Source organism: Shewanella sp. SG41-4, assembly GCF_014164505.1.
Lineage (GTDB): Bacteria > Pseudomonadota > Gammaproteobacteria > Enterobacterales > Shewanellaceae > Shewanella.
Genome location: NZ_JACJFI010000152.1, coordinates 1 through 10,180, shown reverse-complemented (window position 1 = coordinate 10,180; position 10,180 = coordinate 1). Strand labels below are relative to the sequence as shown.

The 10,180-nt window shown below is 41.2% G+C and carries 9 protein-coding genes and 1 riboswitch; of the genes, 6 read left to right on the top strand and 3 right to left on the bottom strand.

The features are described from left to right. From H5202_RS13825 to H5202_RS13805, 5 genes are all read left to right on the top strand, one after another. Nucleotides 1-342, top strand: a 342-nt coding sequence (locus H5202_RS13825) for an alkaline phosphatase (RefSeq protein ID WP_182772582.1), incomplete at its 5' end; no start/stop codon positions are given. Nucleotides 343-441: 99 nt separating this feature from the next. Next, the gene (locus H5202_RS13820; RefSeq protein WP_182772583.1) at nucleotides 442-1,479 is read left to right on the top strand and encodes a methyltransferase; all 1,038 of its coding nucleotides are present in this window, start codon (nucleotides 442-444) and stop codon (nucleotides 1,477-1,479) included. A gap of 185 nt (nucleotides 1,480-1,664) precedes the next feature. Further along, on the top strand, nucleotides 1,665-3,332 hold the full coding sequence (locus tag H5202_RS13815; RefSeq protein ID WP_182772581.1) for a DUF342 domain-containing protein: 1,668 nt from the start codon (nucleotides 1,665-1,667) through the stop codon (nucleotides 3,330-3,332). 67 nt (nucleotides 3,333-3,399) lie between these two features. Beyond that, nucleotides 3,400-3,762, top strand: a complete 363-nt coding sequence (locus H5202_RS13810; protein ID WP_182772580.1) for a DUF4144 domain-containing protein — start codon at nucleotides 3,400-3,402, stop codon at nucleotides 3,760-3,762. Between the two features lie 216 nt (nucleotides 3,763-3,978). Continuing rightward, nucleotides 3,979-5,115, top strand: coding sequence for a site-2 protease family protein (locus tag H5202_RS13805; protein WP_182772579.1), 1,137 nt, complete (start codon nucleotides 3,979-3,981; stop codon nucleotides 5,113-5,115). Nucleotides 5,116-5,187: 72 nt separating this feature from the next. On the opposite strand, the gene H5202_RS13800 is transcribed toward H5202_RS13805, so the two are convergent. The 3 genes from H5202_RS13800 to H5202_RS13790 form a co-directional block, all read right to left on the bottom strand. Then, on the bottom strand, nucleotides 5,188-6,306 hold the full coding sequence (locus tag H5202_RS13800; RefSeq protein ID WP_182772578.1) for a succinylglutamate desuccinylase/aspartoacylase family protein: 1,119 nt from the start codon (nucleotides 6,304-6,306) through the stop codon (nucleotides 5,188-5,190). 369 nt (nucleotides 6,307-6,675) lie between these two features. Beyond that, nucleotides 6,676-8,055: a lysine-sensitive aspartokinase 3 gene (gene lysC / locus H5202_RS13795; protein ID WP_182772577.1), complete on the bottom strand. Its 1,380-nt coding sequence runs from the start codon at nucleotides 8,053-8,055 to the stop codon at nucleotides 6,676-6,678. Between the two features lie 134 nt (nucleotides 8,056-8,189). Then, nucleotides 8,190-8,363, bottom strand: a riboswitch (Lysine riboswitch). A gap of 263 nt (nucleotides 8,364-8,626) precedes the next feature. After that, a complete protein-coding gene (locus H5202_RS13790) occupies nucleotides 8,627-9,082 on the bottom strand; it encodes a DUF3293 domain-containing protein (protein WP_182772576.1) in 456 nt (151 codons plus the stop codon). Nucleotides 9,083-9,757: 675 nt separating this feature from the next. On the opposite strand from H5202_RS13790, the gene H5202_RS13785 reads away from it, so the two are divergent. Continuing rightward, the coding region (locus H5202_RS13785) for a response regulator (protein ID WP_182772575.1) at nucleotides 9,758-10,180 on the top strand (423 nt) is incomplete at its 3' end.

Sequence of the window (10,180 nt, the reverse complement as noted above, 5' to 3'; positions counted from 1 at the left end):
CATAAGATTAAAGCCAGCCCGGGTGTCATTGCGAACCGCGTCATTTCAGAAGACAATTGGCAGACTTTAACGGCAACGCTTCTTGGCTTTACTCCAAATGAAGCAAAATACAACCAATTACAAAGCGCACGCATGCAAGGTAATGAGCCATTATCTATCGCACTGCGTAAGCTGATTGATATTGAATCTAATACCGGTTGGACAAGTGGCGGCCATACCGCTATGGATGTTCAAGTATTTGCAGAGGGCCCTGGCGCTAGATTATTTAGCGGTCATCAAGACAATATTGATATTGCGATTAAAATGTTTAGCTTATTACCGCAATCGGTACAAACGCCTTAATCAATAACTGACGACTATGATTAACACAATCCCGCTCAACGTTGGGGTTGTGTTAATATCAGCATGTTTATCTTACCACTAGCATTATGGGCAACCGACGTGTTAACAAATCCTTCTCAAGCCTTAATTAGAAACAGCAAATATTTTCAGCAACACAGCGTGTTAGTGCTCAATTATGAAGCTGATACTTTTGCACATCAGTGTCTTGAGTTTGCCGATAATGTCACCGCCTTAGCGCTAGACTTTAATCATCACCTCACATTATCTTCTTGTTCCAATGACAAATTACAGTGCTATTTTGGTCATCAACTGCCTGAGTCATTAGCTGAAACAAAATTTGATAGCGTTATAATTTACTTTCCAAAAGCTAAACCGTTAATGGGTTATTTACTGCAATTAGCGGCACAACATTTAAATATCGATGGCCAATTGATAGTTGTAGGTGAAAATAAAGGCGGGATTAAGTCGATTGCTAAACTCACACCTGATTATTATTCGCCGCCAATCAAACAAGATAATGCCCGTCATTGTCTGGTGTATGTCAGTTATTTAATCCAAGCAGCACCTGTGCTATCAATCAGTGATTGGGTAAGCCAATATTCACTAGATACCCCACAGGGAACTCTGAAAATTTGTAATATGGTAGGTGTTTTCAGCGAAAAACGTCTTGATCAGGGTACCGAATTATTGCTGTCTCATTTGCCCAATAACCTACACGGCAGAGTACTCGATTTTGGCTGTGGTGCTGGGGTTATTACCGCTGCATTGCTAAAAGCCAATCCAGAGTTAACCATTGAGTGTATTGATATCAATGCAATGGCATTACTCTCATGCGAATTAACCCTAGCAGCCAATAATATGCAGGCAAAGGTTTATCCTTCTGATGAGTTTAATCAAATCACAGGCAAGTTCGATGGCATTATCTCCAACCCGCCGTTTCATGATGGCTTAGCCAGCACGACAGACATCGCCACACAATTTGTCCAGCAAAGCGCTACTCGACTCACCGCAAAGGGCATATGGCAAATTGTCGCAAATCGCCATTTACCTTATTCAGAGACTATAGCGACTCATTTTGGCAAAGTGAACGTGGTAGCTGAAAACAATAAGTATAAATTGTATCTCCATCAACGTTAATTCCAACAGAGCTCTACACTACACACACTTCACTTATAAGCGACAAAGCGTGCTTACTGCTGGAAATGCAGATTAATATCAGCTAAATTGGCTTAAAGGCAAAATAACGCACATTTTCGGATTCATTTCGTTGGTATTCTATTTGCCTTTTACTACCTGATATAAAAATAAAAACAAAGGATGTTATGTTAGAGCCATCACTCGTCGCACTCAGTGCTGATAAAAATAAAGTGGAATTACGTATTATTCCCAATACTCACGGCCCGGTGTCAGCAGAAGGTATCAACGCCTTACTCACACAGGCCGCTTTTGCTATGCTGTTTCCTATTGCACCTGCAATTGCTAAAGCGGTAGCGGAAGTTAATGCTCTTTGCGGCCAAAAGCCTGGAGATCACGAGCTATTTTTTGCCATTGCCGAGCGTAAAGACGGCCTCGTTAACATCAGTGTCAGTGACGATAAAATGCAAGCCAGCATGAAAATAACTTCAGCTTGGGGCGGCAAAGATATCACCCTCCCAGATGTACTTAATTCCCTGAAAAATCAAAAAATTAAAATGGGATTGAGTAAGCCTAAAATCATGGCTCTCATGCAGCGTTTGTCGATATTACCGCCAGGCGAAAGCAGTGAAGAAATCATAGCCCATGGTAAAGCGGCCGTTAACGGCGAAAATGCGATATTAACGCGTAAAGTTGCCTTAGCACGCGAACGTTTATTGCAACCACAAGAACGTGAAGACGGCTCTGTCGATATGCGTAATTTAGGTGCACTGATTACAGTTAAACCCAACGATGTATTGATGATAAAAAAACCTTCAACCATTGGGACTCCTGGTTTTAATGTTCACGGTGATGTACTGCAACAAATTCCAGGTAAAGATAAACCAATGGAACCTAGCACAGGTAGCAGTTTACACCCTACAGATCAAAACAAACTCATCGCCACTGTATCTGGTCAGCCAGTTGAAAATCGCAACGGTATGCAAGTTGACGATATGCTGCAAATTAAAGATGTAGACGTTCGCTATGGCCACGTTAATTTCAAAGGCAGTATTTTAATCACTGGAGATGTACATGAGGGCATGGAAGTCAAAGCTAGCGGTGACGTAACCGTCATGGGCTTTGTTGAGTCAGCCTCCATTGAAGCGCAAGGCGACGTGATCATCAGTAAAGGCGTCATTGGCCGCTTAATTAAAGAGCAAGAATTGAGTACAAAAATAAAGGCTACCGGACAGATTTGCGCCCAGTTTGTGCAGTATTCTCACTTAGAAGCTGTTGGCAATATTCTGGTCACCAAGCAATTACTACACAGTAACTCAACATCCGGCGACACTATTACCGTCAGCGATCCCCAAGGAAGACGAGGTGACCTAGTGGGCGGTATTGCTACTGCGGCCAAAGGCATTAGAGCCATAGCATTTGGAGCTACCGCTGGCACCAAAACAGAACTCTTTTGCGCCATGCATCAAGGTGAGTTAAAACAAGAACTTAAAGAACTAGATGACAGTATTAAAGGCATGGTTGTTGCAGGCTTAGAAATAGAAGCAAGATTACGAAAGTTACCGCCAAAAACCGAATGGCAAAGCGATGCTGGTATGATTGAGCAAGTCAAAATGATGCTCGATCAAAAAAACCAAATGGCAGAAGAACGTATTAAAGAAGAAATAGAATACACACAACATCTTAACGAAGTTGAAAACTATTATAATAATTACGTCATCAAAGCTGAAAAACACATTTTCCCCAACGTCGAAATTCATATAGGTGCGGCATTCAATCGCAGCCAACGCGAACACGGTCCGTGTGTGGTAAAAAACGTCAATCAAGAAATATCATTCGATTATAGTAATCGCTAGTGGTTAGTGGGTTAGCGGGTTAGCGGGTTAGCGGGTTAGACAATCAAATGTGGATATACAGGTAACTATGCAACAAATACATTGGCCGGCCATACTGCAGTTTGATCAAGATGATGAGTTAATGTATCTGGTTAACTATCAGGATTGGTTGGGCTTTATTTGTGCCAACCAATTTACCGTCCACGCCGAAGATAAACTTATCGACAACGCTGGCCATGTGTATAGCATCCAAAAACATCCGCCACTAGACCCCAGCGTGGCAGAGCTGCCTACGCTGGTTAAACTCAATCAAGATATGAGTGTATTACAGCTATTGCCACTTGTACGTCAGTATGGTCAGTTTCAAGGGCATTGCTGTAGTGCAAAAATTGTCTTTACCACCATTGAGCAAGGCATTGCGACTGTGGCTGAATTAGAACAGCTTTATTAGCAACGTATTCAGACTGAAAATTTACATAATACTTCCTTTTTCGCATTACCTACCTTTAACTGACTAACAACGGGCTCATGTTTACTACTTAACCTGAACTCAATCACAAAGCCAAGCTAATGATTAACGAATATAATTGACGAACCCATTGAGCAACACCCATTGCTCTGGCAAAATGCCCCCATGCTCACCGTCCATAAACCCTGAGAATCCTTAATGGAATTACTAAATATTGAATGTCTAGGTAAACGTCTGCGACTAGAAGGCTCGATTGCGGGTTGGCAGCAACTTTATTGGGACAATCAACTGGTATCGCAAAAATCTGCAAGCGCTAGTGACCAAGCCTTTCATATCCATTCATTTGAGCTGACAACTCAAACATCGGTACCCACGGAAGCTAATATCAACAACGACGAAACCATTAAACCCAATGTTGGTTCACTACCGGTACGATTAGAAATCGATGTTAATTGGCAACCATTTCAACTTGATTATTGTTTATTAATTGATGAGGAACCCATAACCCAAGGTCAACGAACCGTTGAAGATATTGAGCGTCAAACACCTGAAATCACACCCGTAAAAAACCAAAAGCTCAGCGTTATAGGACTGGCATCATTAGGTTTTAAGCTGCTAAAAAGTGCCAAGGTGGTTAAAGTCCTTTTTGCAGGAGCCAGTGTTGCAGCCTATTCTTGGTTGTTTTCATTTGAATTTGCCTTAGCGCTTATCGGTTGTTTAGTGTTTCATGAATATGGCCATATTAGAGCGATGAAACATTTCGGCATGAAAACCAAAGGGATCTATTTAATCCCTTTTGTTGGCGGCCTCGCGCTAAGCGATGAGCGCATCAACACGCGCTGGCAAGATGTGTATATTTCGATAATGGGTCCCACTTTTGGACTCATTTTATCGATTATTTCACTAGGCATTTATTGGCTAACAGGCAACGTATTCTTTGCTGGATTAGCGGCATTCAATGCGCTGCTAAACCTGTTTAATTTACTGCCCATTTTACCTCTCGATGGCGGCCATATTTTAAAAAGTATCAGCTTTTCGATGAATAGTGTTGTCGGTCTAGTTGCTTGTATTGCTGGTGCAGCTATTGGTGTGTTCATTAGCTATAGCTTAGGGCTCGCCTTACTTGGCTTTTTGCTACTAATCGGCAGTGTCGAAATTGTATTTGAATGGCGCGGTCGGCATCAAAGTCATTTATTGCCGTTAGATCGATACGGGCAAATTTTCTCTACCGTATGGTATTTACTCACGGTAGCAAGTTTAGTGGGTATTATTTGGTATTTTGCTGGTTCTGGCGACGATATGTTAGCGATTCCGCTGCAGATTTTAGGCAGTTAATTACGATTTACTCCGCTATCAAAACGCCTGTAATTGCAGGCGTTTTTGTTTTCACATGTTCAAAGCGGTTAATCAACTAGGCGGTAATGCAAACACATTAGTCATCACTTTATACAACTCCGTTCCTTGAAGTACCGATGCTGAAGCAAAGTGCAAAATAGGCACACAATCCATGGGTAAACTAATGGCTTGGTAAGCCTGCTCAGAACCATACAAGTCTATGCGTAAAATGTTCACTAAAGGTTTGCCAGCTGTTAATGGTTCGCCAACACTCGCACAATATTCAATTAAGCCAGCTTTAGGTGCATGAAACTTCTTATAATCCTTCAAGTAACACCCAAACCTTTCCATACTGGCTGGATTAACTTTTTCAGCAATCACACCTCGATGACTTAAATAAGCCAATATGCCTTTGGCATCCTCTAACGCATCAGCTAAATCAATCCGCTCTTGGCTTGCTAGCTCTAAAGTAAATGCTGACACTGGTACCGCAAACTCACGGCCTTGAAGGGTCGCATAATCGGTTAATTGCCACCAAGGACAAAAGGTCGCTTCATCCATCGCGCCGCCAAAGCTATTGGGGATAATCAATGTATATGGTATCGAAAAAAATCTCGCCGCATCGATATCATACTCAGGACAGTATAAGTGTTTACAAGACTTAGGACCGGTATGTAAATCAAGCACAATGTCTGCTTTGTGTGCCATAGTCTGTAAATTTACCGCTAAACGATGGCCGGTTGAAATCCCGAAAGAATGAGTTAAACGCGCTTGGCAAGTTTCCACCAACATTGAACGATAGGCGCAAAAAAACTCACTATTGGTTAAATGTTGGTGCTCTGCATACCAAGCTTGAATATCAACGTTATGCTCAAAATACTCGCGGTTCCAATTAACCCCTGTAATGGGATCAAAACGCCCTAAAGTAAACTCACCACTTTTTTGATTAATCCCTAAAGGATTGGCTAACGGTGCAAGGGTTATATCACCTAAAACCTGATAATCCTCTAACAAGGTCATCAGTTGATAAATAACCGCATTGCCCTGCACTTCTGCGCCATGAACATTGGCCTGAATATAGACACTCGGAGCAAAATTATCACTACCAATGAATGAATATATTGGAACGGTCAATGCTTGCCCTGTCGCCAGCTCTCCAACTTGAACTGACGATTGTATTGCTTTAGTCATATGATGATACCAATCTCATTAAATATCTGGTCAGTTCAGAGTCTCTCAGGTTTTCAATTCAAGGCGCATTGATGTAGAAATGGTTGTTGCCTTTTAAATCGATGCAACACAGAAGTGGAATACCTGAGAGACTCCATTCTGGCGGGTTTAAAAGTACTTTATGCTTCGTTAGAGGTTTTCAAAATACGACTGCATGGTCTATTTTTTTCCATAAAAAATAAGACATTCCCACCATCCATGGCGGTCAGATGTTGGAGGTAGAGTAACGCAGGAGCTTGTTACCGAGAATCACTATTCGCTTCAACCATCTGCCTTGCCTACAGCACTTTGAACTCCCGCTGAAAGATCACATATGTAATAGGATTGGTATTACTCAAACAAGTTTTGGTGCAAAGCATTAACCACTTGCGCCGCTTCCGACTCTGCTACCAACACACATAAATTATGTGGGCTTGCGCCTTGGCAAATCATCCGCACATTATGATTCTCAAGCACTTTAAACACTCGGCTACAAATACCAGCCGTCGAGGCAATACGATTACCGATGATGGCGATTAACGCTAAATCGTCCTCAACTCTTACACGACAATGTTGCGATAACTCTTGTAATAACGACTCGCTGAGTAAGCCCTGGCCGCTTGAATCAGAACCGGTTTTATCTAGCGTTAGCGAAACGTTGACTTCCGAGGTAGTGATTAAATCGACTGATATTTTGTGTCGCGCTAAGGTCGCAAACGTTTCAGCCAAAAAGCCCTGTGCATGTAACATTTGTAAGCTATGCAAATTAAGTAAAGTTTGATCGCGACGCAACGCCACCGCTCTAAACACTGGGGTATCTTCAACTTGATGACGGATCCAAGTACCGCCCAACTCAGGCGCTTTACTTGAACCTACAAACACCTGAATTTTTTGTCTTACTGCCGGTAAAATGGTAGCGGGATGCAATACTTTGGCGCCAAAGGTGGCCATCTCAGCCGCTTCATTAAAGCTAATTTCAGCAATCGGGCGGGCATTGGGGGCAAGGCGCGGATCAGTGGTATAAATACCAGCTACATCGGTCCAAATTTCAACTGCTGTAGCACGAAGTGCTTCGGCAAGTAATGCCGCCGAATAGTCGCTGCCACCACGGCCTAATGTTGTTGTTCGTCCCTCTTCATCAGCACCAATAAAGCCTTGGGTAACGATGACGTAACGCGCAAGTAATGGCTGTAAAAAGTCACCCGCTAAAGTTGAAATAGCTTCGATTAGTGGTTCTGCACGACCAAAGTGACTGTCGGTACGTAATACTTGGCGCACATCAAAATGATTTGAGGCGGTACCCTTTTCCCGAATAACCGCAGAAAATAAAATTGATGAACATTGTTCGCCCGTCGACAGTAACTCGTCCATAACCGCTTTACTGCGATTAAGTTCTAACGATTCGCTGAGCACTGACATCCGACTGAGAATTTTATCAATACTGGCTGCCACGTCTTGCGGACGACCGAGTTCATCTAATATCGCATATTGAATTTGGGCAATTTGCTTAAGCAATACCAAGCGGCGCTCGTCATTAACATTAGCTTGAGTTAACTCAACTAATAAATTGGTCACACCGCTGGAGGCGCTCACAACCACAAGACGAGTGGCTTTATTAGCGCGCACAATATCTGCACAACGGCTCATTGAGGCGTAATCAGCAACTGACGTGCCGCCAAATTTGGCAACGACTAATTCTGGGGTGTCTATTCCAGACTGGAAAATGCTCATACTAATGCCTCCGCAGTTTGCGAAAGGCTAAAAAATAAGATGTGATTTACTAACATGATATACGCTCCGAACACACTACGTTCGAAGAGCCTGGTGCTAAGATAACGCACCCTTATAGAAGGGAAACAGCAATCATCACCAGAAGCTCTCCACCAAAAAATAGGTGACAATCGTTAGGATTCAGCCTAATCGACCGATATCAATGTTTGCCAAACAAACTGATACCTCGGCGCTAATCTCCATCATAAGTGGTCATCGGATTGGCATCCTCTCACTTACTACCTAGTTAACGCTCCTCTTCTGTTCCTCCCTAAGGAGGGAGTTGAAAATAGCAAAAAATACCCTATCAAGTCAATCAGCAAAAACAGTAAAAACACTTTATTGTGATAAAAGATATCGTTGTAGAGAGTTACTCTTTTGCTGCGTTCTCTGATCAATGATTGTTCTATATTACGAAAAAAAGACAATAAAAATACAAAAAACACTATAAATGGTAATTTATCGAGACAATCTTATTTATATTGTCCCGATATCGAGCATTAAATATTCTACCTCAGCTGAGCAGCTTGAATTACGTCATCATTTTCCCAGTATGCGAACCTATCTCAGGTAACTCACTTACCATCCTTAATCGGTGATTAAAAAGCCCCATTTCCACTTCAGGCTTGATAATGTCAAGACATGCGATCAAAGATAGTAAACCTTGATTAACGTAATAAATGGCATGTTGATTGAATTCTCGGCCAAGCTCAATAGCTTGTTCTTTATCAATAAAAATTGCCCAACTCTTTTCCATATGCGACAAATCAGGTGCTGCACCGATTAAAGCACGATAGGGACGATTATATTGTTGGATTTTAGATTGAAGCTGACGATCGAGTAAGCGATTTTGACTAGGAGAGAGTCTTGAACCACGAGGGTTATGAGCAGTAACAATAGCAAATGGGAAATCATGTGAAAGGCGTTGAGTGAACAAAAAATGAGTGCTTTGATACTCATTCCACAATGTATCTATAACATTTTCCATAATAAATTTTCGTCAATTAAGCCAAAATTAGTCTAGCAGATAGGTTAGAGTTCTAAAAGGTTTGCTATCTAAATCAACAGTATTATATTAGAAAATCATTAATTATTATCACCTTAGCAAGGTTAATCTTTCAAATACTTGAGTGTTATATTAATTTTTTAACATTTAATTTGTTAACAAATGCCTAAAACGAGTACAATAACCATCACGCACTATTAAATCACTGTAGCAAAGTTAGCTACATACACCTCAAAAACTCAGCAAATGTTGTTGTGAGTGTGATGATTTTTTGATGTAAAGTTTACAGTCGTACTAAATTTGTTCTACATTTGATAAAACATTAATACGATTAAATAAGTTTGCTATAGAAGGAACTATCTTTCTAAATCGCATTCATAGTAAGTAAGCTTAAGTGCAACAAATTTTACACCATCATGCATAAGTGTAAACACGTACCTTGGCGTAGTGGAAATTAATCGACGTAAGCAGACTCAGTAACCAGCATTAAGTGTTACATAATAGAGTTTATAGAGAGTGTTTAATTCAGGGTAGACATAGATAAACACCAAAAAATATCGGAATGTTAGCGCATTAGCTAAAGCGCTATTGAAATCTATTAGCATACAATTAGCACACAGTGGCTAGAATCGAATTTTATAAAATCAGGTAAATATCATGCAAAATCCGCACATATTAATTGTTGAAGATGAAGCTGTAACGCGTAATACATTACGCAGTATTTTTGAAGCTGAAGGCTATGTAGTCACTGAAGCTAACGACGGCGCAGAAATGCATAAAGCCATGCAAGACAATAAGATAAACCTTGTTGTTATGGATATTAATTTACCAGGCAAAAACGGCTTATTATTAGCTCGTGAGCTACGTGAAATTAATAACATCGGTCTTATTTTCTTGACTGGCCGTGATAACGAAGTTGATAAGATTCTAGGTCTTGAAATTGGTGCTGATGATTACATCACTAAACCGTTCAACCCTCGCGAATTAACGATTCGTGCTCGCAACCTATTAACTCGCGTTAATAATGCTGCAGCAGAAACTGAAGAAAAAGGTTCTGTTGAGTATTACCGTTTTAACGGT